Source organism: Streptomyces sp. NPDC053431, from assembly GCF_044544925.1.
Lineage (GTDB): Bacteria > Actinomycetota > Actinomycetes > Streptomycetales > Streptomycetaceae > Streptomyces.
In genome coordinates this window covers 194,349-217,351 of the sequence record NZ_JBITXX010000013.1, presented here as the reverse complement: position 1 = coordinate 217,351, position 23,003 = coordinate 194,349, and the positions used below count along the sequence as shown (strand labels likewise).

Sequence of the window (23,003 nt, the reverse complement as noted above, 5' to 3'; positions counted from 1 at the left end):
GGAGCCCACCATGGCCGCACTGACCCGCCCCCGTGACGGACGCGTGATCGGCGGAGTGTGCGCGGCGCTGGCACGGCGCTTCGGCATCTCCGCCTGGGCGATGCGCGCGATATTCCTGGCCTCGTGCCTGCTGCCCGGCCCGCAGTTCCTGCTCTACCTGGCGCTGTGGGTGCTGCTGCCGGCGGAGAAGTCGCCGAGCACGGCCTGGTAGCCGACGAGGTACGCCGAGGGCGCCCATCCCGGTCACGGGGTGGGCGCCCTCGGGCGTGTCCGCGGGAGGCCTTACAGCGGCAGGCCGCCCAGCGCGGAGCCCACCGGCAGGCCGCCGAGGAGGCCGCCGGCCGCGCCGAGCGGGGTGGCGGCGAGGCCGCTCTGGGCGCCCTGGAGCGGGAGGTCGCGGGCCTGCTTCTGGACCTCGCCCGGGAGGTTCTGGGCCTGCTCGACCGCGCCCGGCAGGGTGTTCACGCCCTGCTCGACGCCGTTGCCGAGGGCGGTCTCGCCGCCGCCGAGGGCCTCGGCCGCGCCGTCGGGGAGCTCGGTGAGGCCGTCGCCCAGCGGCACGGTGCTGGTGACCAGGCCGAGCACGTCGGGGCCGGCCGGCAGCGAGGCCGGGGCGGCGGTGGCCGTTCCGGCGGCGGCAGCGGCGAAAGCGGCACCGAGGGCGGCGACACCGAGCGTCTTGGCGGCAGACTGCTTCATCAGAAAATCTTCCTCAGGGAATCTCGGGTGCGTCTCGGGCGACGGGAAGGCCCGGAGAGCATGGGGAACGCGGAGAATGCGGAGCGGCTACGCAAACTAACGAGCAAAATTGCGCACCGCAAACACCGAAATGCGGCCGGGCGTGGTGCGCCCGGCCGCTCCGCACTCCGTTCCGAGGGCTCCGGTCAGCCGGCCTGACGGGAAGAGTCGCTGGTGGTGGCCGTCTGCTGGAACAGCCATTCGGACTTCAGCTCGGCATAACCGGGCTTGATCACGTCGTTGATCATCGCGAGTCGTTCATCGAAAGGAATGAACGCTGATTTCATCGCATTGACCGTGAACCACTGCATGTCGTCGAGCGTGTAGTCGAAAGCCCCGACCAGGAATTCGAATTCCCGGCTCATGCTGGTGCCGCTCATCAGACGGTTGTCGGTGTTGACGGTGGTCCGGAAGTGCAGCTTGCGGAGCAGCCCGATGGGGTGCTCCTGGTACGAGGCCGCCGCACCGGTCTGCAGGTTCGAGGTGGGGCACATCTCCAGCGGGATGCGCTTGTCCCGGACGTACGCGGCGAGCCGGCCCAGGGTCACCGAGCCGTCGGCGGCGACCTCGATGTCGTCGATGATCCGCACGCCGTGCCCGAGCCGGTCGGCGCCGCACCACTGCAGGGCCTGCCAGATCGACGGCAGGCCGAAGGCCTCGCCGGCGTGGATGGTGAAGTGGTTGTTCTCCCGCTTCAGGTACTCGAAGGCGTCGAGGTGGCGGGTGGGCGGGAAGCCGGCCTCGGCGCCCGCGATGTCGAAGCCGACGACGCCGGAGTCGCGGTAGCGGTTGGCGAGTTCGGCGATCTCCAGGGCACGGGCGGCGTGCCGCATCGCGGTGAGCAGGGCGCCGACCCGGATGCGGTGCCCGTTGGCCCGGGCCTGGCGCTCCCCCTCGCGGAAGCCCTCGTTGACGGCCTCGACGACCTCTTCGAGGGTGAGACCGCCCTCCAGGTGCTGCTCGGGGGCGTAGCGGACCTCGGCGTAGACGACGCCGTCCTCGGCGAGGTCGACCGCGCACTCGGCGGCGACGCGGACGAGGGCCTCGCGGGTCTGCATGACGGCGCAGGTGTGCGCGAAGGTCTCCAGATAGCGCTCCAGGGAGCCGGAGTCGGCGGCCTCGCGGAACCAGATGCCGAGCTTGTCGGGCTCGGTCTCGGGGAGGCTCTCGTAGCCCTGGGCCCGGGCGAGTTCGATGATCGTGCCGGGGCGCAGACCGCCGTCGAGGTGGTCGTGCAGAAGGACCTTCGGGGCGCGGCGGATCTGGTCCGCCGAGGGGGTGCTGGGGATCTGGCTCGTCATTTTCGCACTCTAACGCCTACGCGCGTAGAGCGCGCCCCTTGGCACCGCATCGTCCCGCCGCGTTTTTCCCGTGCGGGCGCCCGTGGCGGCCACCTAGCCTGCCCGTATGACCACTTCATCGGACGCCTCCGCCACCGACCGCGAACTGCGCCGGATCCGGGGCTTCCTGTCCACGTTCGCCCGTCGGCAGGCCGAGCGGACGATCGACTTCCCCGGCGGGTTCGCCGCGCTCGACGACACCTTCGCCCTGTCCTACGCCAACAACCACGTCCTGGTGGACGGCACGCCCGACCCCGAGACCCTGCCCGCCGTGGTCGACGAGGTCATGTCCCACCTGACGCACCGCAGCGTGTACATCCCCGACCCGGCGGTCGCCGAGGCCTGCTCCGGCCCCCTCACCCGGGCCGGCTACACCCGCACCACCGCCGTCGTCATGCGCCACACCGGCCCGGTCCCGGAGCTCGGCGGCGCCCGCGAGGTGGACCTGCCCGCGCTGCGCGGCCCTCTCCTCGAGAGCCAGCGGCGCTTCCTGCCGGACGCCGCGGACGAGGTGATCGAGACCCTGGTGGAACGCCGCGCGGCCCGCCGCCGCGGCGCCGACGACGTCCGCTTCCTCGCCTCCCACGACGAGTGGGGCGAGGTCGCCTCCTGGGCCGACCTCTACGTCGACCGGGCCACGGGCGTCGCCCAGATCGAGGACCTCGTGACGGCCGGGAGCCACCGCGGCCAGGGCCACGCCGGCGTCGTCCTGGACACCGCCCTCCGCCTCGCCGACGCTGCCGGCTGCACCACGGTCTTCCTCATCGCCCTCGCCGACGACTGGCCGCGCCACTGGTACGCCCGCCGGGGATTCGCGCCGGTGAGCGAGCTGTACTGCTTCGACCGGGCCTAGGAGGGACGGGCGTTCGCTGAGCGGACGATACGTAACAGAGATCGCGCGTACGGCTTCCGTACACCTTGGCTTCTGAGACTGTTCTGCCATGGCGCACTACGCACTCGTGGGACCGGCCGACGCCCCGACACCCCGGCTCGGTCGGCCTGTTGGAGCGACGAACCCGGTGACCGAGGCGGGCGGAGTGGTTCTGCTGCTTCCGGACGGTGAACCGGTGTCGGGGCGGCGCGCCTCCGTGCGGGCGCACGCGGCCGTGCTGCCGTGGGGGCGGCGGCTGGTGCGGGCCGGGCGGGAGGACGGGCTGGTCGCGCACGTGGTGCGCTACCGGGGACGCGGATGGAACGGCGCGGACGCCCAGTTGGCGGCGGACGCCTCATGGGCGGTGGCGGAGGCCGTACGGCGCTACGGGGACGTGCCGGTGTGCCTCGTGGGGCGCGGGATGGGCGCGCGGGCGGCGCTGCGGGCGGCCGGGCATGCGGCGGTGACGGCGGTGCTCGCGGTCGCGCCCTGGCTGCCGGAGGACGACCGGGCGGCGGAACCGGAGCCGGTGCGGCAGCTGGTGGGCCGGCGGGTCCTGCTCGTGCACGGGACGAACGACGCCCGGACGGATCCCGAGCTGTCCTATCGCTTCGCCGAGCGGGTCAAGAAGTCGAACCGGGACACCTGCCGCTTCGAGGTGCACACGGACGGGCACGCGCTGCGCCAGTACCAGGACGAAGTCCAGGCGCTGGCGGCCGACTTCGTGCTCTCGGCGCTGTTCGGGCACGTACCGAGCCGGCCGCTCGCGGACGCGATGGCCGCGCCGCCCCCGCTGGGGCTGCGGATGCCGCTGGCGGCGGGTTTCGGGCGGTCGATGCGCTAGTCATGCGGGCAGGCGCTGGTCATTCGGGCAGCAGGCTGCCCCGCTTGCTCAGCAGGAACTTCTTGAAGGCCGCGACCGGCGGGGTGTCCGGGTGGCCGTCGAGCCAGGCCACGCCGATCTCGCGGACCGCGCGCGGGGAGGTCACGCCGAGTTCGACGACGCCGGGGCGGGCGACGGCCGGCGGCGGCAGGAGGGCGACGCCGAGGCCCGCGGCGACCAGGCCGCGCAGGGTCTCGGCCTCCTCGCCCTCGAAGGCGACCCGGGGCTTGAAGCCGGCCTGGGCGCACAGGTCGTCGGTGATGCGGCGGAGCCCGTAGCCGGGTTCCAGGGTCACGAAGGTCTCGTCGGCGGCCTCGGCCAGGCGGATGCGCTTGCGGGCGGCGAGGCGGTGGTCGTCGGGGACCACGAGGCGCAGCCGCTGTTCGTCCAGGCGGCGGGCCACCAGGTCGGGGGCGTCCGGGACCGGCGAGGTCAGGCACAGGTCGAGGTCGCCGGCGCGCAGGCGTTCGATCATCGCCTCGCCGTAGTTCTGCACGAGGGTGAAGCGGACCTTGGGGTGGTCGACCCGGAAGGCGCGGATGAGCCCGGGCACGGTCTCGGAGCCCATGGTGTGCAGGAAGCCGAAGGCGACCCGGCCGGCGGTGGGGTCGGCGTCGGCCCGTACCGAGTCGGCGGCCCGCTCGACCTCGGCGAGGGCGCGTTCGGCGGAGGAGAGGAAACGGCGGCCGGCCGGCGTGAGGGAGACCGTGCGGCCGCGGCGGGCGAAGAGGGCGACGCCGAGGTCCTCCTCGAGGCGGACCATGGCCCGGGAGAGGGTCGACTGCGGCACGCCCATCTCGGCGGCGGCGCGGGTCACGTGCTCGTGCCGGGCGACGGCGGCGAAGTACGCGAGCCGGGGCGCGAGCAGCAGTCCCATGTCTTCTTCGTTACTGTTCGGTGACAGGCGAGGCTGTGACCTGTACTCATGCACCATGGGAACGATTACAGCAGTTCCGTGCATTGGACGCATGAAGCGGGGCGGCCTACGTTCGAGACATGCCTGATGCCAGTACCGAGGCGGCCGCCACCAGCACGGTCGCCGACTCCAGTGCCGCCGATTCCCGTCTCGCCCCCGGCGCCTCCGGCTACCGCCGGATGAGCCTCGCGCTGTTCGCCGCCGGAGTGGCCACCTTCGCCCTCCTCTACTCCACGCAGGCGCTCCTCCCCGCCGTCACGGCCGCGTTCGGCGCCACCGCCTCGGCCGCCTCCTGGACGGTGTCCGCCGCGACCGGCGCGCTCGCCCTGTGCGTCCTCCCCCTCAGCGCGCTGTCCGAGCGCTTCGGGCGCCGCTCGATGATGACGGCCTCGCTCGCCGTCGCCGTCGCCGTCGGCCTCCTCGTGCCGCTGGCGCCGAACCTGGAGAGCCTGGTCGCGCTGCGCGCGGTGCAGGGCGCGGCCCTGGCCGGTGTGCCGGCCTCGGCGATGGCCTTCCTGGCCGAGGAGGTGCGCCCGCGGGCGCTGATCGCGGCGATCGGTCTGTTCGTGGCGGGCAATTCCATCGGCGGCATGAGCGGCCGGATCGTCACCGGCTGGGTGGCGCAGCTGTGGGGCTGGCGGGCCGGCCTGGCGGCCGTCGGGGTGCTGGCGGCGGTGTGCGCGCTGGCCTTCCGGGCGCTGCTGCCCAAGGCGCGGCACTTCACGCCGTCGACGCCCGCCCCGAAGGCTCTCCTCCGGACCGTCCGCGGTCACCTCGCCGACCCGCTCCTGCTGCGCCTGTACGCGATCGGCGCGCTGTTCATGACGGTGTTCGGCGCCGTGTACACGGTGATCGGCTACCGCCTGGTCGAGGCGCCGTTCTCGCTGCCGCAGGGCGTGGTCGGCTCGATCTTCCTGGTCTATCTCGTCGGTACGGTCGCGTCGGCGGCGGCCGGCCGGCTGGTCGGGCGGCTCGGCCGGCGCGGGGCGCTGTACCTGGCGGTCTCGACGACGGCGGCCGGTCTGCTGCTCTCGCTCGCCGACGAGCTGCCCGCGGTCCTCGCGGGTCTGGTCCTGATCACGGCCGGCTTCTTCGCCGGACACGCGGTCGCCTCGTCCTCGGTGAGCCGTACGGCGAGGACGGGCCGCGCGCAGGCCTCGGCGCTCTACCAGTCGGCCTACTACCTGGGCAGCAGCGCGGGCGGCACGCTCGGCGCGGTGGCCTTCCACGCGGGCGGCTGGGCCGGAACGGTGCTGATCGGCCTGGTGGCGGTGCTCGGCGTCGTGTCGATCACGCTGTACGGGACGCACAGCGCGCGGGTCGAGGCGCGCCGTGTGGCGGCGGGACGTCACGAACTGGCCACGGCCGCCTGAGGCACTGCAACTGTCGGGCTCCCCCGAGCGTCAAACGCATCAGGACTCTAGGGGGAGTTGACGATCATGAACGGGATACGCAGACGCGCGGGCATCGGGCTCGCCGTCACGTCTCTGGTGGTACCGATGACGGTGGCGCTCACCGCCGCCCCGGCGCAGGCCGCGTCGTGCAACGTCACGACCGGCCCGTACCAGAAGCAGGTGGAGAAGTTCCTCGGCCGGCCGGTCGACGGGAAGCAGTCGCTCGCCGACTGCAAGGCCATCCAGGCGTTTCAGGCCAAGCACGGGATCACCCCGACGCAGGGATACGCCGGGACGATCACCTGGCGCACGATGTCCACGATGCTGGCGCAGCGGGCGGCCGGGACCAATCCGAACAAGGACCACAAGTGTCCGACGAACAAGGGCCGGATCGCCTGTGTCGACCTGACCCGCCAGCTCAGCTGGATCCAGGACGGCGCCAAGCTGAAGTACGGCCCCGTGCCGGTACGGACGGGCCGGGACGGCTCGGAGACGCGCACCGGCGCCAAGAAGATCTACTGGCGCAACATCAACCACTGGTCGACGCTCTACCACGTGTCGATGCCGTACGCGCAGTTCTTCGACGGCGGCCAGGCCTTCCACTCGGTCACCAAGTCGATGTGGAACCCGCCGGGTTCGGCCGGCTGCGTCAACATGACGCAGAAGGACGCCAAGGCGTACTGGAGCCTGCTCCGCAACGGTGACGACGTGTTCGTGTACGGGCGCAAGCCGGGCACCTGACCGGAACCGGCCCCGGTTGTCAGTGGGCTGCGATAGCTTCCCCCCATCGGCGTCGAACGGGCGCCGATGAGGGGCGACCGGGGTGGACCGATGGCTGCGCAGATGACCGAGGACCTGGAGAAGTACCGCACCGAGCTGACCGGTTACTGCTACCGGATGCTGGGCTCCGCCTTCGAGGCGGAGGACGCCGTGCAGGACACGATGGTCCGCGCCTGGCGGTCGATCGACTCCTTCGAGGGCCGCTCCTCCTTGCGTTCCTGGCTCTACCGGATCGCCACGAACGTGTGCCTGGACTCTCTCAACGCGGGCAACCGGCGGGCCCGTCCGATGGATCTGACGGATCCGACGCCGGTCGCCCAGGCCCGGCTCAACGAGCGCCCGGAGGTCACCTGGCTGGAGCCGGTGCCGGACGGCCGCGTGCTGCCGTCGGTGGCCGACCCGGCGGAGACGGCGGTCTCGCGCGAGACGGTGCGGCTGGCGTTCGTGGCCGCGCTGCAGCACCTGCCGCCGAAGCAGCGGGCGGTGCTGATCCTGCGCGAGGTGCTGGCCTGGAAGGCGAGCGAGGTGGCCGAGCTGCTCGGCCTCACCGTCGCCTCGGTCAACAGCGCGCTGCAGCGGGCCCGGGCGACCATCGCGCAGCAGGCGCCGGCCACGTCCGACGCCGCCGACCCGCTGGACGAGGAGCAGAAGGCGCTCCTCGACCGCTATGTGGCGGCCTTCGAGGGGTACGACATGCAGGCCCTCACCGCGCTGCTCCACGAGGACGCGACGATGTCCATGCCGCCGTACGACCTGTGGCTGCGCGGCCACGAGGACATCGTGGGCTGGATGCTCGGCGTCGGCGAGGTGTGCCGCGGATCGAAGCTGGTGCCGACCGTGGCGAACGGGCAGCCGGCCTTCGCGCACTACCACCCGGACCCGGAGGGCGGCTACGCGCCGTGGGCGCTGATCGTCCTCCAGCTGAGCGACGGGAAGATCGGCGGGATGGACTTCTTCCTGGACACGAAGCGCTGGTTCCCGCTGTTCGACCTGCCGGAGCGGCTCGACGCCTGACGTCCGCCGTCACAGCAGCTCGCCGAGTCCTACGAGCTCGAGGATTCCGCGTAGTTCGGGCGCGGCGCCCCGGAACTCCAGCCGGTGCCCGCGCCGCCGGGCCGTGAGCCGCAGCCGGGCGAGCGCGTCCACGACGGCGAGATCGGCCGGGCCGAGCCCGCCGATCTCGCAGACGACGCGACCGGGCTCGGCCGCTTCGAGCAGGGCGCAGAGCCGGCCCACGTCGTCCGGGGCGGGCCGCCCGGCGAGGCGCAGTTCGAGCGTGCGAGAGGTGTCCACACCAGGGAGACCGCCGGCGTGCGCGGAACTCATCGCCCCTTAGGCTCGGCGCCATGACTCATGATCGCGTCGAACTGGTGATCTTCGACTGTGACGGTGTTCTGGTGGACAGCGAGCGGATCTACTGCCGGGTGGACCGGGAGGTGTTCGCGAGCGTCGGCGCCGAGTTCAGCGAGGAGGAGATGGTCGACCTGTTCGTCGGCTCGTCCCACTCGCGGCTCACCGCCCTGGTCGAGCAGCGCGCCGGCCGTCCGCTCGCCACCGACTGGCAGCGGCCGTTCCGGCACCTGTACGAGGAGGCGCTGGACGCCGAGCTGACGGTCGTCGAGGGCATCACGGACGTGCTGGACGCGCTGGAGGTGCCCTTCTGTCTCGCCTCCAACGGCAGTCCCGAGAGCATCTCCGCCAACCTGGCCCGCACGGGCCTGCTCGACCGCTTCGAGGGCCGGGCCTTCAGCGCCCGGCACGTCCCCCGCCCCAAACCGGCTCCCGATCTCTTCCTGCACGCGGCCGCCTCGATGGGCGTCCCGCCCGAGCGCTGCGCGGTCGTCGAGGACAGCCCGTACGGCGTCCAGGCGGCCCGCGCGGCCGGCATGCGGGCCTTCGGCTACTGCGGGGGGCTGACGCGGGCGGAACGACTGGAAGGGCCGGGCACCCGGGTGTTCGGCCACATGCGGGAGCTGCCGGGGCTGCTGCTCAGCTGACGGGGAACTCGGCGGTGTCGAGGGTGAGGTCGAAGGGGGCGGGGAGGTGGAGCTCCTCGCCGAACGGGACCGCGCTCAGAACGCGGTAGACGTCTCCCTTCGGCTCGCCGTAAAGGGTGACGGTAGGACCGCCGGGCGCGAAGGAGTCGACGAGGAGGAAGAGCGGCACGCCGGCCTGCGCGTATCCCGCTGCCTTGGTGATCCGGTCCGTGCCGGCGTTGGACGGTGAGGTGATCTCGACGATCATCTCCGCTCCGGCGGCCGAGACGAAATGCCCCCTTTCGGTGCGCAGCACCGCCCTGGGCACTACGGCAAGATCGGGGATGAACAGGCCCTGTCGGGACGGGACGGCAGTACCGAGCGTCTGGTAGACGCCCCAGTCCTGAGGAATGGCAGTGTAGAGCGCTCGATGGATCTGGTCGGCGATGTCGTTGTGGTTGTTGGCCGGCGGCGGTGACACGGTGATGATCCCCGCGATGATCTCCACCTTGCAGCCCTCGGGCGCGTCCGTCTCCTCCCAGAGCCGGACGAGGTCGCTCCACTCGTAGCCAGGGGACGAGTGGTCGACGGTGAGTGCGCTCATGGCGGTCTCCTCTATCGATGCGTCACCGATCCCAGCATGCCGAACGGGGCCGATGGACGTCCATCGGCCCCGTTCACCTGGAGGTGTCACAGGCATATGCCTATGCGATGCGGTCCAGCACGATCGGGTTCGGCGTGAACGCCGTGCCCGGAGCCGCGATGTCCCACGCGCCTTCGAGGGACTTCAGGGCGTAGTCGAACTTCTCCGGGGTGTCCGTGTGGAGGGTGAGGAGGGGCTGGCCGGCGGTGACCGTGTCGCCCGGCTTGGCGTGGAGCTCGACGCCCGCGCCGGCCTGCACCGGGTCCTCCTTGCGGGCGCGGCCGGCGCCGAGGCGCCAGGCGGCGATGCCGATGTCGTAGGCGTCGAGGCGGGTCAGGACGCCGGAGGCCGGGGCCGTGACGACGTGCTGCTCGCGGGCGACCGGGAGGGTCGCGTCCGGGTCGCCGCCCTGCGCGGCGATCATGCGGCGCCAGACGTCCATCGCGGAGCCGTCCGCGAGGGCCTTGGCCGGGTCGGCGTCCTTGATGCCGGCCGCGGTCAGCATCTCGCGGGCGAGGGCGACGGTGAGCTCGACGACGTCCGCCGGGCCGCCGCCCGCGAGGACCTCGACCGACTCGCGGACCTCGAGCGCGTTGCCGGCGGTGAGACCGAGCGGGGTCGACATGTCGGTGAGCAGCGCGACCGTCCTGACGCCGCTGTCGGTGCCGAGGGCGACCATGGTGGAGGCGAGCTCGCGGGCGTCCTCGATGTTCTTCATGAAGGCGCCGGTGCCGACCTTGACGTCCAGCACCAGGGAGCCGGTGCCCTCGGCGATCTTCTTCGACATGATGGACGACGCGATCAGCGGGATGGCCTCGACCGTGCCGGTGACGTCGCGGAGCGCGTAGAGCTTCTTGTCCGCCGGGGCCAGGCCGTCGCCCGCCGCGCAGATGACCGCGCCGGTCGTGTCGAGGACGTGCAGCATCTCCTCGTTGGAGAGCAGCGCGCGCCAGCCCGGGATCGACTCCAGCTTGTCGAGGGTGCCGCCGGTGTGGCCGAGGCCACGGCCGGAGAGCTGCGGGACGGCCGCGCCGCAGGCGGCGACCAGCGGGGCGAGCGGCAGGGTGATCTTGTCGCCGACGCCGCCGGTGGAGTGCTTGTCGGCGGTGGGGCGGGAGAGCGCGTCGAAGTTCATGCGCTCACCGCTCGCGATCATCGCGGCGGTCCAGCGGGCGATCTCGTCGCGGTTCATGCCGTTCAGCAGGATGGCCATGGCCAGGGCGGACATCTGCTCGTCGGCGACCACGCCGCGGGTGTAGGCGTCGATGACCCAGTCGATCTGCTCCGGGCTCAGCTCTCCCTTGTCCCGCTTGGTGCGGATGACGGAGATGACGTCCATGGTGGTGCCTCTTTCTACGCGCATAGAGGGTGGTGCGGGGAGGGAAGACAGGAGCGGCCCTTCCATGGTGGCGGAAGGGCCGCTCCTCGGTGCTACTTCGACAGATGGTGCGGGCCGAAGGCCTGCGGCAGCATCTCGTCCAGGGTGAGGAACCCGGTGGGCGTCTCCAGGACGAGCTCGGGGCCCCCGAACTCGTACAGCAGCTGCCGGCACCGGCCGCACGGCACCAGCGGGTCGCCGCCGCCGTCCACGCACACGAAGTGCGTCAGCCGGCCGCCACCGGTGGCCTGCAGCTGCGAGACCAGGCCGCACTCGGCGCACAGGCCGAGTCCGAACGAGGCGTTCTCGACGTTGCAGCCGGAGACCACCCGGCCGTCGTCGACCAGGGCCGCCGCGCCGACCGGGTAGCCGGAGTACGGGGCGTAGGCGTGGGACATCGCCTCGCGCGCCGTCGTACGCAGCAGCTCCCAGTCCGGCTCGGGGCGGGCCGGGGTCACTTGCCCTGGCCCTTCCGGTACGGCAGGCCGTCCGCCTTCGGCATCCGCAGCCGCTGCGCCGACAGGGCCAGCACGAGCAGCGTGGTGACGTAGGGGGCGGCGTCGACGAACTGGCTCGGGACCTCGTCGGTCAGCGCGTACCAGAGGAAGAAGCCCACGGCGAAGACGGCGCCGATCGCCGCGACCACCCACTTCTTCCGGTACATCTGCCACAGCGCGGCGATCACCAGGAGGATGGCCACGAGCAGCAGCAGCGCGTGGACGTTCTCGGCGCCGCCACGGATCTTGAGGCTGTCGGTGAAGCCGAACAGGCCGGCGCCCATCGCCATGCCGCCCGGCATCCAGTTGCCGAAGATCATCGCGGCGAGACCGATGTAACCGCGGCCGCCGGTCTGGCCCTCCTGGTAGATGCCCGTGGAGACGATCGCCAGGAACGCGCCGCCGAGGCCGGCGAGGGCGCCGGAGATCGCGACGGCGATGTACTTGTACTTGTAGACGTTGACGCCGAGGGACTCGGCCGCGACCGGGTTCTCGCCGCAGGAGCGCAGCCGCAGGCCGAAGGCCGTCCGCCACAGCACCCACCAGGTGCCGGGGATCAGCAGGATCGCGACGACGGTGAGCAGCGACAGGTTGGTCACCAGGCCGCCGAGGATGCCGGCCACGTCGGAGATCAGGAACCAGTGCTTGCCCTGGAGGTCCTCCAGCCAGCCGGAGAGCCCGGGGATGGTGATCTCGGTGATCTGGTCGATGCGCGGGGACTGCTTGGAGGAGCCGCCCTCGGCCTCGGCGAACGTGAAGTTCGACAGGTACTGGGTGAAGCCGACCGCGAGGATGTTGATCGCGACACCGGAGACGATGTGGTTCACGTTGAAGGTGACGGTGATGATCGCGTGGAGCAGACCGCCCAGCGCGCCGCCGAGCAGGCCGACGACGACACCGGTCCACGGGCCCCACTGGTAGCCGGCCCAGGCGCCGAACCAGGTGCCGAGGACCATCATGCCCTCGAGACCGATGTTGACGACGCCCGCGCGCTCGGACCACAGACCGCCGAGACCGGCGAGGCCGATCGGCACGGCGAGCTGGAGCGCGCCGGAGACCTGGCCGACCGAGGTCAGGTCGTTGGCCCCGGAGATGACCCGGACCAGCGAGAAGAGGACGAGAGCGGCCGCGACGAACAGCAGGATCCAGGGCCAGGTCAGCTTGCGGCGGCCGGCCGCCTTGGGCGCGGCGCTCGGCTTGGTGGCGGTGCCGGTGCTCATGCCGCAACCTCCTTGTCGGTCTTGAGGGCACCGCCGGCGGCCAGCTGCTCGCCGACCTTCTGCTGCTGGCGGCGGAGGCCGTAACGGCGGACGAGTTCGTAGGAGACGACCACGGCGATCACGATGATGCCCTGCATGATCTGGGTGATCTCCTTCGGGTAGCCCGCGATGTCGAGAGACGACGACGCCTTCTCCAGGAAGGCGAAGAGCAGGGCCGCGAAGAGGATGCCGACCGGGTGGTTGCGGCCGAGCAGGGCGACGGTGATGGCGGTGAAGCCGACGCCGACGGGGAAGTCGAGGCTGTACGTGTGCGTCTCGCCGAGCAGGGTCGGCATGCCGGACAGGCCGGCCAGGGCGCCGGAGAGCAGCATCGAGGTGAGGATCATCTTCTTGGCGTCGACACCGCTCGCCTGGGCGGCGGACTCGCTGGCGCCGGTGGCGCGCAGGTCGAAGCCGAACTTGGTCCGGTTGAGGACGAACCAGTAGACGACGCCGAGCGCGAGCGCGACGAAGGTGAAGCCGTAGATCTCGCCGTTGCCCTCGCCCATGTCGATCCCCGGGAACCAGCCGGACTCGGCGATCTCACCGGTGGTGAGGTTGTTCGAGCCGGCGGGCTGGACGCCGAAGTTCTTCGGCAGGATCAGCCAGGCCACCAGAGAGGTGGCGATGGCGTTGAGCATGATCGTCGAGACGACCTCGGAGACACCGCGGGTGGTCTTCAGGATGCCGGCGATGCCGGCCCAGAAGGCGCCGGTGAGCATGGCGGTGAGCACGATCACGAGGATGTGCAGCGGACCGGGCAGCTCGATCGAGGCGCCGACCAGGGCGGAGATCATCGCCGCGAGCCGGTACTGGCCGTCGACGCCGATGTTGAAGAGGTTCATCCGGAAGCCGATGGCGACCGCGAGCGCCGCCAGGTAGAGGATTCCGGTGTAGTTGACGATCAGGACCTGGATGTCCGAGTACCCGGCGTTCTCGATCATCAGCCGGATCGGCTCGATGGGGTCGAGGCCAGTCGCGAGCAGCACCAGCACGGTGAGCACGAACGAGGTGACCAGGGCGAGCACGGGACCCGCGGCCCCGATGATCAGCTTGTCCTTGTCGATCTTCATCATCGGGCGTCACCGTCTTCGGGCTGCTCTTCGGTGCCTTCGAGCTGGCCGGTGGCCGCGCCGGTCATGGCGGAGCCGAGCTGCTCGGGCGTGATGGTGGCGGGGTCGGCGTCCGCGACGAGCTTGCCGCGGTACATGACCTTGAGGGTGTCGGACAGGCCGATGAGCTCGTCCAGGTCGGCCGAGATCAGCAGCACGGCCAGGCCCTCGCGGCGGGCGTCGCGGATCGCGTCCCAGATCTGCGCCTGGGCGCCGACGTCCACACCACGGGTGGGGTGGGCGGCGATCAGGAACTTCGGGGCGTGGCTCATCTCGCGGCCGACGATCAGCTTCTGCTGGTTGCCGCCGGACAGCGAGGCCGCGGTGACGTCGATGCCGGGGGTGCGCACGTCGTACTCGCGCACGATCCGCTCGGTGTCCTTGCGGGCGGCCTTCGGGTCGAGGATGCCGCGCTTGGAGTTGGGCGCCTCGGTGACGTGGCCGAGGATGCGGTTCTCCCAGAGCGGGGCCTCCAGGAGCAGGCCGTGGCGGTGCCGGTCCTCGGGGATGTAGCCGATGCCGCCCTCGCGGCGCTTGCGCACCGAGACCGCGGAGATGTCCTCGCCGTCGAGGGTGATGACGCCCGTGTCGGGGCTGTTCATGCCCATGAGGGCCTCGATGAGCTCGGTCTGGCCGTTGCCCTCGACGCCGGCGATGCCCAGGATCTCGCCCTTGTGGATGGTCAGGGAGACGCCGTCGAGGAGCTTGCGGCCCTCGCCGGCCTCCTGCATCCCGACCGCGCCGGACGGGTCCGGCGGTGCGGCGGTGGTGAGCGGGGCGGCGGACGCGGCGCCGGCCTCGGTCAGCGTCAGCTCCTTGACCTGGAGCATCGGCACGTCGGTGACGGTCGACTCGCGGGTCTCCGGCGACGGCAGCTCGGTGCCGACCATCAGCTCGGCGAGCTGCTTGGTGGTGGCCGTCTTCGGGTCGGCGGTGCCGACGGTGGTGCCGCGGCGGATGACGGTGATGTCGTCGGCGACCTTCAGGACCTCGCCCAGCTTGTGCGAGATGAAGATGACGGTCAGGCCCTCGGCCTTGAGCTCGCGCAGGTTGTCGAAGAGCGCGTCGACCTCCTGCGGGACGAGCACGGCGGTCGGCTCGTCGAGGATGAGGATCTTGGCACCGCGGTAGAGGACCTTGAGGATCTCCACGCGCTGCCGGTCGGCGACGCCGAGGTCCTCGACCAGCGCGTCGGGGCGGACGCCCAGGCCGTACGCCTCGGAGATCTCCTTGATCTTCTTACGGGCCTTGGCACCGATGCCGTAGAGCTTCTCGCCGCCGAGAACGACGTTCTCCAGGACGGTGAGGTTGTCGGCGAGCATGAAGTGCTGGTGCACCATGCCGATGCCGCGCGCGATGGCGTCGCCGGGGCTGGAGAAGGTGACCTGCTCGCCGTCGATGGCGATGGTGCCCTCGTCCGGCTTCTGCATGCCGTAGAGGATCTTCATCAGGGTCGACTTGCCGGCACCGTTCTCGCCGATGAGGGCATGCACGGTGCCCTTGCGGACGGTGATGGCGATGTCCTTGTTGGCGACGACGCCGGGGAAGCGCTTGGTGATGCCGTGGAGTTCTACGGCAGGGGGGCTGGACGCGTTGATGGCGCACTCTCCTTGGCCGGAAGGAGCGGGAGCGGACGGGCAGGGCGGGGCGAAGTTATCGTGCCGCTGGGACATCTACACGCGTAGCACTGCCGAAAATTGAAAACCCGTACGGGAATGGGGCCGGGGCCCGGTTCCGGTGGGGGCGTCCCACCGTCGCCGGGCCCTCGGTTCAGGTCTGACCTGGGCGCCGTTACGGCGTGGTCTTGACCGTGATCTTGCCGTCGACGATCGCCTTCTTCGCCTGCTCGACGGCGGCGGTCACGTCGGTCATCTTGGTGTACGCCGGGTTGGAGTCGGCCAGGCCGACGCCGTCCGTGGCGAGACCGTAGCGGATCTCACCGGTCTGCGGCTTGCCGTCCTTGACCGACTTGATCAGGTTGAAGACGGAGTCGGAGACGTCCTTGGTGACCGAGGTCAGGATGTGCTCCTTGTAGGCGGCCAGACCCTTCTGGTTGTACTGGTCCGAGTCCACGCCGATGGCCCACTTGCCGGCCTTGGCGGTGGCCTCGATCGCGCCGGAACCGGCGAGACCGGCGGCCGCGTAGATCACGTCGGCGCCCTTGTCGAGCTGGCCCTGCGCGGCGGCCTTGCCGAGGTCCGGCTTCGAGAAGCCGTCGAAGTTCGGCGGCTGGGTCAGGTACTGGGTGAGCACCTCGACCTTGGGGTTGGTGTCCTTGACGCCCTGGGTGAAGCCCGCCTCGAACTTCTTGATCAGCGGAACCTCGACACCGCCGATGAAGCCGACCTTGTTGGACTTGGTGGCCTTGGCGGCGGCGACGCCGGCCAGGTAGGAGCCCTGCTCCTCGTTGAAGACCAGGTTGGCGATGTTCTTGCCGGTCTTCGACGTGTCGTCGATGAGGCCGAAGGTGGTCTTCGGGTAGGCCTTGGCGACCTTCTCGATGGCCGGGGCGTAGGCGAAACCGACACCGATGACCGGGTTGTTGCCGGCGCGGGCCAGCGCGGTGAGGCGCTGCACCTTGTCGGCGTCGCCCTCACCGGCGGACGGCTCGGCCTCGGCACCCTTGACGCCGAGCTCGTCCTCGGCCTTCTTCAGGCCCTCGTAGGCGGCGTCGTTGAAGGACTGGTCGCCGCGACCGCCGATGTCGTAGGCGATGGCGGCCTTGATGGCACCGGAGCTGGAGCTGCTGGGGCTCGAGCCGGCGTCCGACGACGACTTGCCACACGCGGTGGCGGACAGCGCGAGCGCCGCGGAGGCGATGCCCACGGTGGTGATCCTGGTGATCCGGCGCAAGAGGAGGGTCCCTTCGAGACTGACCGAAAGCGCCTCTTCCGGCGCTGGTTTCGCGGCGATCGTAACGCGCGTAGATGTCAGTTAAAGACCCGTTCATGAGTCGTTATCGGATCGACGCGAACCAGCCAGGGGGCCACCCCTGGCGTCCGGCCCGATACGGCCCGTCATACACGCTGGTGCGGGCCTACGGACCGGGCCCCGATTCGACACGCCGAGAGGTGGGCCGGACGGATGAACACAGTCCGGCCACCTAAAAGTCGTACTTAAAGTCCGGGTTGCGGCGGTTGCTCCGACACGGGATCGGCGCGTCGGGCCTCGCCCGGATCAGCGCTTCGGCTCGGCGTCGATGAGCGCCGCCGCGGTGAAGAGCTCGACCGCGACCCCGATGGACCGCTCGTCCACGTCGAAGTCCCCCGCGTGCAGATCGCGCACCCGGGAATCGCCGGGGGCCCGGACGCCGAGCCGGGCCATGGCGCCGGGGACGTGCTCCAGGTACCAGGAGAAGTCCTCGCCGCCGAGGGACTGCTCGGTGTCCTCGATCGCGTACGGCCCGCGCCGGGCGGTCATCGCGTCGCGGAGCAGCTCCACGATCACCGGGTCGTTGACGACCGGCGGCACGCCGCGGACGTATTCGACGGTCGACTTGGCCCGGTGGAGGGCGGCGACCTCGTCGATCGCCGCGTGCACCAGGTCGGGCGCGTCACGCCAGGCGGGCAGGTCGAGGCAGCGGACGGTGCCGGAGAGCTCGGCGTGCTGCGGGATGACGTTGGGGGCGTGACCGGCCTCGATCCGGCCCCAGGTGACCGACAGGCCGGACCGGGCGTCCACCCGGCGGGCCAGCACCGCGGGGACGTCGACGGCGACCCGGGCGGCCGCCGTGACCAGGTCGGTGGTCAGGTGCGGCCGGGCGGTGTGGCCGCCGGGCCCGTCGAGGGTGATCTCCAGGCGGTCGCAGGCGGACGTGATGGGCCCGACCCGCAGGCCGATCTTGCCGGCGTCGACCCTCGGGTCGCAGTGCACCGCGATGATCCGCCCGACGCCGTCCAGGACGCCCGCCGCGACGGCGTCGGCGGCGCCGCCCGGCAGCACCTCCTCCGCGGGCTGGAACAGCAGCCGTACGGCCGCGGGCAGCCTGCCCTGGCGGTCCAGCTCGGCGAGCACGAGTCCGGCCCCCAGCACGGCCGTGGTGTGGACGTCGTGGCCGCAGGCATGGGCGCGGTTCGGCTCGGTGGACCGGTACGCGACGGTCTTGACGTCCGGGATGGGCAGCGCGTCCAGGTCGGCGCGGATCGCCAGCATGGGCCGCCCGCCGTCCCAGGTCCCGATGTCACAGATGAGCCCGGTGCCCCCCGGGAGTACCTGGGGGCGCAGCCCGGCCGCCTCCAGGCGGGCCTTGAGCGCGGCGGTGGTACGGAACTCCTGGTTGCCGAGCTCGGGATGCATGTGCAAGTCCCTGCGGAACGCGATCAGTTCGGCGCGCAGGGGTTCGGACAGCGTTCCGGGCAGCGCTGCGGGCGCCGCTCCGGGGCCGGGCTCACGGGACTTCAACTGGTTCACCTTTTGAAGGGTAGGCCCACCAGGTGATCAACTGCCCGTTGATCACGAAAAGTTCAGCCCGATAGGGGAAAGAAAACGCGTTCCGTGGGCATGACGGTCACCCTCTGTGGGTATGGTTACCCGAATTCGAGCCTTTCGGTGAGTGTCGCGGTGCCGGCGACCCCCGCCAGGAAGCCCTGCGCGCGCGGCGAGGCGTTGGCGCGGAGCCACTCGGGGGCGATCTCGCAGACGGCGACCTTCACGCCCGTGCCGACGAGGGCCAGGGGCAGGGTGTGCACGACCGTGGACGGGAAGCTGACGATCGTGCGGCCGATCGGGCCGCGGCGCGCGATCAGCTCCAGCGGGAGGTCCGGGCGGACCACCTCCAGGCCGGTCTCGACGGCGATCCGGTGCAGTTTCTCGGTGCTCTCGCGGCGGTGGGCGAAGTAGCGGGTGGCGCCGTGGGTGCGGGCCAGCACGGTGACGGCCCGAAGGTACTCGTCGGGGTCGACGACCCCGGTCTCCACCAGCGAGGTCCCCACCAGGTCGGCGCCGCGGGTGAGCCGGGGCGGCCCGAAGCGGGACCGGGTCCAGGCGAGGTCGTTGGCCGTGACGGTCGTGCCGGGCGGCGGCTCGACCGGCAGCGAGGTGAAGATCTCCACGGTGCGGCCGCGGCCGGGCGCGAGCTTGCGGCGGGCGACCGAGGTCACCGGGGCGAGGACCAGCTCGCGCGGGCCTGCGCCGCCCCGCCGGTGCCAGCGCACCAGGCGCTCGCCGCGCGCGAGTTGGGCGGCGAACTCCATGGTGGCGGTGCCGTCGTCGACGACGGTGACCCGGCGGGGGCCGAAGAGGCCGAGCAGCAGCTGGACGTAGCGCGAGAAGGGGTCGCCGACGATCACGCGCTCGGCGGCGCGCAGCGGCCCGGCGAGCTCCCGGAGCGTCTTCGCCACGGCTCCCCTGCCCTGCCGCGCGTCCTGCCACTTCACGGTGACCCCCTCGTCCCTGGCCAGCTGCGCCATCCGGCGCAGCTGGCCGCGGGACATGGGGTCGGTGGGCGACAGGACGACCACGGTGAGGCCGGCGTGCGCGAGCGAGGGGTCGGCCGGCGTGGCCGGCGCGGGGCTTCCCGCGCTCCGGCGCCGGTCCGGCTGGGGCGGGACCGCGCCGAGGCGGGCCGGGGCGCCCTGGAGCGCCGTGGCGTGGGCCCACTCCAGGACGTTCAGGAGCTGGACCGGACTCTCGACGAACGCCAGCCGGGCGGTCATGCGGCGACGAGTCCCTGGACCCGGCGGAGCTTCTTCATCGGGCCGAGCTCCGACTCGTAGACCTTCTTGACGCCGTCGCCGAGCGCGGTCTCGATCGTGCGGATGTCGCGGACCAGGCGCTGCAGGCCCTGCGGCTCGACGGAGGCGGCCTGGTCGGAGCCCCACATGGCGCGGTCGAGGGTGATGTGGCGCTCGACGAAGGCGGCGCCGAGGGCGACGGCGGCGAGGGTGGTCTGCAGGCCGGTCTCGTGGCCGGAGTAGCCGATCGGGACGTTGGGGTACTCCTCCCGCAGCGTCTGGATGACGCGCAGGTTGAGCTCCTCGGCCCTGGCCGGGTAGGTCGAGGTGGCGTGGCAGAGCAGGATGTTCTCGCTGCCGAGGACCTCGACGGCGTGGCGGATCTGCTTCGGGGTGGACATGCCGGTGGAGAGGATCACGGTGCGGCCGGTGGCGCGCAGCTCGCGCAGCAGCTCGTCGTCCGTGAGGGAGGCGGAGGCCACCTTGTGGGCGGGGAGGTCGAACTTCTCCAGGAAGGCGACGGCCTCGGTGTCCCACGGGGAGGCGAACCAGTCGATGCCGCGCTTCCGGCAGTGCTCGTCGATGGCGCGGTACTCGTCCTCGCCGAACTCGACGCGGTGGCGGTAGTCGATGTACGTCATCCGGCCCCAGGGGGTGTCGCGCTCGATGTCCCACTGGTCGCGCGGGGTGCAGATCTCGGGGGTGCGCTTCTGGAACTTGACGGCGTCACAGCCCGCCTCGGCGGCCACGTCGATGAGCGCGAAGGCGTTGTCCAGGTCACCGTTGTGGTTGATGCCGATCTCACCCGTGATGTAGACGGGCCGGCCCGGTCCGGCGGTCTTGCTGCCGAGGGTGCGAAGGCGGTTGCTCATGATGGTGGTTCCTTATGCGTCGGGGGTGTGGAGCTCAGGGGTGTGGGGCTCGGGGGTGTGGGGCTCGGGGGTGTGGGGCTCGGGGACGCGGAGCTCGGGTCCGAGGAGCCAGGCGGCGATCTCGCGGATCGCTCCGGAGCCGCCGGGCGTGTCGGTGACCGCGCGGGCGGCGGCCCGTACGGAGTCGTGGGCGCTGCCCACCGCGACGGGCCAGCCGACGAGGTGGAAGCAGGGCAGGTCGTTGACGTCGTTGCCGGCGTAGAGCACCCGCTGCGGGTCGACGCCCTGCTCGTCGCACCACTGCTTGAGGGCGAGGTCCTTGCGGTCCACGCCGTGCAGCACGGGGATCCGCAGCTTGCGGGCGCGGGCGGCGACGACGGGGTTCTGCTCGGTGGAGAGGATGAGCAGCGGCACGCCGGCCCTGCGCAGGGCGGCGATGCCGAGGCCGTCGCCACGGTGCACGGAGACGAACTCGCGTCCGTCGGCGTCGATGTGGACGCGGTCGTCGGTCTGCGTGCCGTCGAAGTCGAGGACCACGGCGTCGACGTCGGCGAGCGCGGGCGTGGTCGGTGTGTCGAGGAGCGGGGCCAGGGCGCGGGCCCGGGCGAGGTCGTGCGGGTCGTCGATCTCCAGGACGCGGGCCGGGTCGGTGACGACGAGCGCGGTGCGGCCGAAGAAGCGGTGCCGGTGGGTGCGGAAGGCCTCGGCGGCCATCGCGTAGACGGCGCCGGTCTCCAGGTATTCGGGCTCGCGGTCCTGGCGGCGCGGCCGGTGGGCCTTGTCGTGGTTGACCCCGGTGGCGCCCTCGGCCGAGTCCTTCCAGAGGAAGCCGTGGCTGGGGGCGGCGGTGAAGGCGGTGTCCGCCTCTCCCGAGACGATCTTCGCGGCCGTCTCGTCGACCTCGCCCGGGGTGAGGAAGGGGCTGGTGCACTGGACGAGGAGGACCACGTCGGCGGCGCGGCCGTGGGTGGCCTCGAAGGCGTCCATCGCGTGCAGCACGGCGGACTCGCTGGTGGCGGTGTCACCGGAGAGCTCGGCGGGACGCCGTACCACCTCCGCGCCGAAGGCCCGGGCGGCCGCCGCGATGCCGGGGTCGTCGGTGGAGACGACGACATCGGTGACGTGCGGGGCGCCGAGGCAGGCGCGGACGGCGCGGCCCACCAGCGGGACGCCGGCCACGGGGGCGGCGTTCTTGGCCGGGACGCCCTTGGAGCCGCCTCGTGCGGGGATCACGGCGAGCACGGTCGGGGTGGGCATCACAGTTCTCCCAGGCGGCGGATGACGGGGGCGACGCGCTGCACGCCGTGGCGGTAGGCGCCGCGCGCCGCCTCGCGGACGATCCGGCGCACCCCGCTCTCCCGGGGCTCGGGCGCGGTGACGTCCAGGCGGTGGCGGGCGAGGACGCCGGGCAGGTAGCCGCCGGCGGTCTCGGGCGTGTAGTAGGGGGCGATCGGCGGCAGCGCGGGGCCGTCGAGGAGTTCGGCGACGCGCGCGCGGGCGGCGTCGAAGGCCTTCTCGTAGTCGCCGTCGGCGCCCACGCCCTGGCGGGCCAGCCACGCCTCGTCCGGCTTCGGCACGGCGCCGCCGTCGAGCCGGTCGAAGGAGGTGAGGAGGCCGGAGCCGATGAAGTGGTGGTTGCCGAGCGCCTCGCGCACTCCCAGGTCGGTGAGGACCGCGGTGGGGATCCGCCGGTGCAGGGCTTCGAGGGCGGCCGTGGAGGAGACGGTGACCAGCAGGTCGGTGCGGTCCAGGACCTCGCCCATGTGCCCGTAGACGAGACGGAGGTTGGGCGGGACGGACAGGTCGCGCACCAGCTTCTGGTACGGGAACTCCTCCAGGTGCGTGGTGTGTTCGCCCGGCCTGGAGCGCAACTTGAGCAGCACCTCGCGGTCCGGGTGGAGCCGGGCGTGCTCGACCAGCCGGCGCAGCACGTAGGCGCGTTCGGCCCGGGTCACGGGCACGGAGGGCTGGGCGGCGAAGACGAGCGTGTCGCGGCCGGGCTCGGGGGCGTACGGGGCGCCGCCCAGGAAGGGCAGCGCGGCCTCGACGACGGCGCCCGGGTCGGCGCCGACGCCCTCGTACACGGCGCGGAAGCGCTCCGCGTCGTGGCGGGAGTTGGCGAGCACGACATCGGCGCCGTGGCGCAGCAGGAGTCCGTCGGCGAGCTTCTCGTAGACGACGCCGACGTAGCCGGTGACGAGCACCGGGCGGCGGTCCAGGGCGAGTTCGGCGAGGCCGTGGAGCAGGGCGCGGACGGTGCCGCCGACCAGGGCGAGGACGATGACGTCGTATCCCTCGCCGCGTGCCGCGGCGTCCCGTACCTCGCGCAGGAACTCCGTTCCCGTCACCTCGCGCGGGGCGGTGTCGGACACCGCGGTCTCGGCGAGCTGGCGGGGGGTGGGGGTGGCGCGGCCGCGCAGGACGAATCCCCGGGCATCGCTTCCGGCGTTTTCCGCGGTGATGCGGCGCGCGGTGAGCACGCCCCATTTCCACCGGGTGTCGGAGTCGGCGAGTACGGCGACGCGCGCCGCTCGTTCGGTACGTGAGGGCACGTCGAGGACGCTAGGAGGGCCGGGGGATTCGCGGCCCAACTGGGCCGCAACAAATGGTTAACAGCGCCATGACGCATTGCGGGAAACGGACAGAAAGGGAGACCGGTCCGGGGTGGTTAA

Annotated in this window: 23 protein-coding genes; 7 read left to right on the top strand and 16 right to left on the bottom strand. The window is 71.8% G+C overall.

Annotated elements, in window-relative coordinates; genetic code table 11:
- Positions 1-10: 10 nt before the first annotated feature.
- A complete protein-coding gene (locus tag ACIGXE_RS27535; protein WP_399751553.1) occupies positions 11-211 on the top strand; it encodes a PspC domain-containing protein in 201 nt (66 codons plus the stop codon).
- Positions 212-282: 71 nt separating this feature from the next.
- Here ACIGXE_RS27535 and ACIGXE_RS27530 read toward each other — a convergent pair whose 3' ends face one another.
- Complete coding sequence (locus ACIGXE_RS27530; protein ID WP_399751552.1) at positions 283-699, bottom strand: hypothetical protein; 417 nt, start codon at positions 697-699, stop codon at positions 283-285.
- A gap of 185 nt (positions 700-884) precedes the next feature.
- Positions 885-2,039, bottom strand: coding sequence for an adenosine deaminase (locus ACIGXE_RS27525; RefSeq protein WP_399751551.1), 1,155 nt, complete (start codon positions 2,037-2,039; stop codon positions 885-887).
- 106 nt (positions 2,040-2,145) lie between these two features.
- Between ACIGXE_RS27525 and ACIGXE_RS27520 the strand changes: the two genes are divergently transcribed.
- Both ACIGXE_RS27520 and ACIGXE_RS27515 read left to right on the top strand, forming a co-directional pair.
- A complete protein-coding gene (locus tag ACIGXE_RS27520; protein WP_399751550.1) occupies positions 2,146-2,931 on the top strand; it encodes a GNAT family N-acetyltransferase in 786 nt (261 codons plus the stop codon).
- Between the two features lie 88 nt (positions 2,932-3,019).
- Entirely contained in the window at positions 3,020-3,793 is a 774-nt protein-coding gene (locus ACIGXE_RS27515) for an alpha/beta hydrolase (RefSeq protein WP_399751549.1), read from the top strand.
- A 19-nt stretch (positions 3,794-3,812) separates the two neighbouring features.
- Here the strand turns inward: ACIGXE_RS27515 and ACIGXE_RS27510 are convergent, their stop codons facing one another.
- Complete coding sequence (locus tag ACIGXE_RS27510; protein ID WP_399751548.1) at positions 3,813-4,766, bottom strand: LysR family transcriptional regulator; 954 nt, start codon at positions 4,764-4,766, stop codon at positions 3,813-3,815.
- Positions 4,767-4,828: 62 nt separating this feature from the next.
- Here ACIGXE_RS27510 and ACIGXE_RS27505 point away from each other — a divergent pair, with 62 nt between their 5' ends.
- The 3 genes from ACIGXE_RS27505 to ACIGXE_RS27495 all read left to right on the top strand — a co-directional run bounded on the left by ACIGXE_RS27505 (position 4,829) and on the right by ACIGXE_RS27495 (position 7,936).
- Positions 4,829-6,121 (top strand): MFS transporter, encoded by a 1,293-nt coding sequence (locus tag ACIGXE_RS27505; protein WP_399751547.1) that lies wholly within the window; start codon positions 4,829-4,831, stop codon positions 6,119-6,121.
- Positions 6,122-6,187: 66 nt separating this feature from the next.
- Positions 6,188-6,883, top strand: a complete 696-nt coding sequence (locus ACIGXE_RS27500) for a L,D-transpeptidase family protein (RefSeq protein WP_399751546.1) — start codon at positions 6,188-6,190, stop codon at positions 6,881-6,883.
- 90 nt (positions 6,884-6,973) lie between these two features.
- Entirely contained in the window at positions 6,974-7,936 is a 963-nt protein-coding gene (locus ACIGXE_RS27495) for a sigma-70 family RNA polymerase sigma factor (protein WP_399751545.1), read from the top strand.
- A 9-nt stretch (positions 7,937-7,945) separates the two neighbouring features.
- On the opposite strand, the gene ACIGXE_RS27490 is transcribed toward ACIGXE_RS27495, so the two are convergent.
- Positions 7,946-8,248 carry an STAS domain-containing protein gene (locus tag ACIGXE_RS27490; protein ID WP_399751544.1) on the bottom strand — a complete coding sequence of 101 codons (303 nt, stop codon included), beginning with the start codon at positions 8,246-8,248 and terminating at the stop codon, positions 7,946-7,948.
- Between the two features lie 20 nt (positions 8,249-8,268).
- Between ACIGXE_RS27490 and ACIGXE_RS27485 the strand changes: the two genes are divergently transcribed.
- Positions 8,269-8,919 carry an HAD family hydrolase gene (locus ACIGXE_RS27485; protein WP_399751543.1) on the top strand — a complete coding sequence of 217 codons (651 nt, stop codon included), beginning with the start codon at positions 8,269-8,271 and terminating at the stop codon, positions 8,917-8,919.
- Here the strand turns inward: ACIGXE_RS27485 and ACIGXE_RS27480 are convergent.
- The 12 genes from ACIGXE_RS27480 to ACIGXE_RS27425 form a co-directional block, all read right to left on the bottom strand.
- On the bottom strand, positions 8,912-9,502 hold the full coding sequence (locus tag ACIGXE_RS27480; protein ID WP_399751542.1) for a Uma2 family endonuclease: 591 nt from the start codon (positions 9,500-9,502) through the stop codon (positions 8,912-8,914). The two genes, ACIGXE_RS27485 and ACIGXE_RS27480, sit on opposite strands and share 8 nt — an antisense overlap.
- Before the next feature lie 100 nt (positions 9,503-9,602).
- Positions 9,603-10,880, bottom strand: a complete 1,278-nt coding sequence (locus tag ACIGXE_RS27475) for a thymidine phosphorylase (protein ID WP_399751541.1) — start codon at positions 10,878-10,880, stop codon at positions 9,603-9,605.
- 92 nt (positions 10,881-10,972) lie between these two features.
- On the bottom strand, positions 10,973-11,377 hold the full coding sequence (locus ACIGXE_RS27470; protein WP_399751540.1) for a cytidine deaminase: 405 nt from the start codon (positions 11,375-11,377) through the stop codon (positions 10,973-10,975).
- Positions 11,374-12,636, bottom strand: a complete 1,263-nt coding sequence (locus tag ACIGXE_RS27465; protein ID WP_399751539.1) for an ABC transporter permease — start codon at positions 12,634-12,636, stop codon at positions 11,374-11,376. Before ACIGXE_RS27465 ends, ACIGXE_RS27470 begins: the two co-directional genes overlap by 4 nt.
- On the bottom strand, positions 12,633-13,751 hold the full coding sequence (locus tag ACIGXE_RS27460; RefSeq protein ID WP_399751538.1) for an ABC transporter permease: 1,119 nt from the start codon (positions 13,749-13,751) through the stop codon (positions 12,633-12,635). The genes ACIGXE_RS27465 and ACIGXE_RS27460 overlap by 4 nt, the downstream gene beginning before the upstream one ends.
- A complete protein-coding gene (locus ACIGXE_RS27455; RefSeq protein ID WP_399751537.1) occupies positions 13,748-15,460 on the bottom strand; it encodes an ABC transporter ATP-binding protein in 1,713 nt (570 codons plus the stop codon). Before ACIGXE_RS27455 ends, ACIGXE_RS27460 begins: the two co-directional genes overlap by 4 nt.
- A gap of 118 nt (positions 15,461-15,578) precedes the next feature.
- Positions 15,579-16,640 carry a BMP family protein gene (locus tag ACIGXE_RS27450; protein WP_399751536.1) on the bottom strand — a complete coding sequence of 354 codons (1,062 nt, stop codon included), beginning with the start codon at positions 16,638-16,640 and terminating at the stop codon, positions 15,579-15,581.
- Between the two features lie 324 nt (positions 16,641-16,964).
- Entirely contained in the window at positions 16,965-18,197 is a 1,233-nt protein-coding gene (locus tag ACIGXE_RS27445) for an amidohydrolase (RefSeq protein ID WP_399751535.1), read from the bottom strand.
- A 116-nt stretch (positions 18,198-18,313) separates the two neighbouring features.
- Positions 18,314-19,441: a hypothetical protein gene (locus tag ACIGXE_RS27440; protein WP_399751534.1), complete on the bottom strand. Its 1,128-nt coding sequence runs from the start codon at positions 19,439-19,441 to the stop codon at positions 18,314-18,316.
- A complete protein-coding gene (locus tag ACIGXE_RS27435) occupies positions 19,438-20,331 on the bottom strand; it encodes an N-acetylneuraminate synthase family protein (RefSeq protein ID WP_399751533.1) in 894 nt (297 codons plus the stop codon). Before ACIGXE_RS27435 ends, ACIGXE_RS27440 begins: the two co-directional genes overlap by 4 nt.
- 12 nt (positions 20,332-20,343) lie before the next feature.
- Positions 20,344-21,588: a cytidylyltransferase domain-containing protein gene (locus tag ACIGXE_RS27430; protein WP_399751532.1), complete on the bottom strand. Its 1,245-nt coding sequence runs from the start codon at positions 21,586-21,588 to the stop codon at positions 20,344-20,346.
- A complete protein-coding gene (locus tag ACIGXE_RS27425) occupies positions 21,588-22,883 on the bottom strand; it encodes a DUF6716 putative glycosyltransferase (RefSeq protein WP_399751531.1) in 1,296 nt (431 codons plus the stop codon). The genes ACIGXE_RS27430 and ACIGXE_RS27425 overlap by 1 nt, the downstream gene beginning before the upstream one ends.
- Positions 22,884-23,003: the final 120 nt, after the last annotated feature.